Source organism: Streptomyces sp. 150FB (genome assembly GCF_000818195.1).
Taxonomy (GTDB): Bacteria; Actinomycetota; Actinomycetes; order Streptomycetales; family Streptomycetaceae; genus Streptomyces.
Genome location: NZ_JTHL01000001.1, coordinates 22,511 through 24,077, shown reverse-complemented (window position 1 = coordinate 24,077; position 1,567 = coordinate 22,511). Strand labels below are relative to the sequence as shown.

The following is a 1,567-nucleotide window of genomic DNA, read 5'->3' as shown; positions in this document are numbered from 1 at the left end:
GCGGGGCGGCTGCCCGGCTCGGCCGACCTCAAGGAGTTCTGGGACCACCTGACCGCCGGGGACGACCTGGTGACCGAGGTCCCCGCGGACCGCTGGGGCCCGCGCGAGGCGGGCTCGCCGACGCGCTGGGGCGGCTTCGTCCCCGACGTGGACCGCTTCGACGCCGCCTTCTTCGGGATCTCCCCGCGCGAGGCGGAGCTGATGGACCCTCAGCAGAGGCTGCTGCTGGAAGCAGTGTGGTCGGCTGTCGAGGACGCCGGCCACCGGCCGTCCGACCTTGCGGGCAAGCGGGTCGGCGTATTCATCGGCGTCGCCGGCGCCGACTACCTCCAGGCGCAGCGGGACGCGGGGTGCGCCCCGCAGGCCCACACCGCGACCGGCGGTGCCCTGTCGGTCATCCCGAACCGGGTCTCGTACCTCCTCGACCTGCGCGGTCCCAGCATGGCCGTGGACACGGCCTGCTCCGGTTCGCTGACCGCCGTCCACCAGGCCGTCGCCGCGCTCCGCGACGGCACCTGTGACCTGGCCATCGCGGGCGGGGTCAATCTGATCCTCTCGCCGCGGGTGTACGACGTACTCGACCAGGGCGAGATGCTCAGCTCCGACGGCCGCTGCAAGACCTTCGACAGCCGGGCCGACGGCTATGTGCGCGGCGAGGGCGTCGGCGTGGTGCTGCTCAAACAGGCCGACCGGGCGGACCACGACGGCGACGGCGTCCACGCGGTGATCAAGGCGGCCACGGCCAACCACGGCGGCCGCACCACCTCGCTCACCGCGCCCAACCCGGACGCCCAGGCCGACCTGCTCGTCGAGGCCTACCGTGCCGCCGACGTGGCGCCGCAGACCGTCGGCTACATCGAGACGCACGGCACCGGCACCGCGCTGGGCGACCCGATCGAGACCACGGGTCTGAGCACCGCCTTCCGCCGGCTGCGCGCGGAGCGCGGCACGGCCGCGACGCCCGGCTGCGTGATCGGCTCGGTGAAGACCAACATCGGCCACCTGGAGGCGGCCGCGGGCATCGCGGGCCTGTTCAAGGCCGTCCTCGCGCTGCGGCACGGCACCATCCCCGCCGGCCTGCACCTGCGGGAGCAGAACCCCTATCTGGAACTCGACGGCGGCCCGTTCGAGATCGCCACCACGGCCCGGCCGTGGCCCGAGCCCCGTGACGGCGCGGGCAACGGGCTGCCGCGCCGTGCCGGAGTCAGCTCCTTCGGCTTCGGCGGAGCCAACGCGCACATCGTCCTGGAGGAACCCCCCATGCCGGACACCGGCGCCAAGGACACAGCGGCCGCCGAGCAGTTGTTCGTGCTCTCCGCCCGCACACCCGAGGCACTGCGGCACACCGCCGAACGGCTCGCCGACCACCTGGCCGACCAGGACGTCCCCGCGGGCGACCTCGCGTACACCCTGCAGACGGGTCGCGATGCGATGACGCACCGGCTCGCCGTGGTGGCCGACGGCCCGGCCGCGCTCCGCGCCGAGCTGTGCGCGCATCTCGCCGGCCACCCGTCCGCGGTGCGCACCGGGCAGGCCGGGCGGGGGCGCGCCCCCGCCACCGCCTCCC

The 1,567-nt window shown here is 74.9% G+C and carries 1 protein-coding gene; it reads left to right on the top strand.

Features of this window, described 5'->3' with window-relative positions; translation table 11 throughout:
• Positions 1 to 1,567 (top strand): polyketide synthase (locus QR77_RS46390; RefSeq protein ID WP_160310863.1); only part of this gene is annotated, 1,567 nt, incomplete at both ends.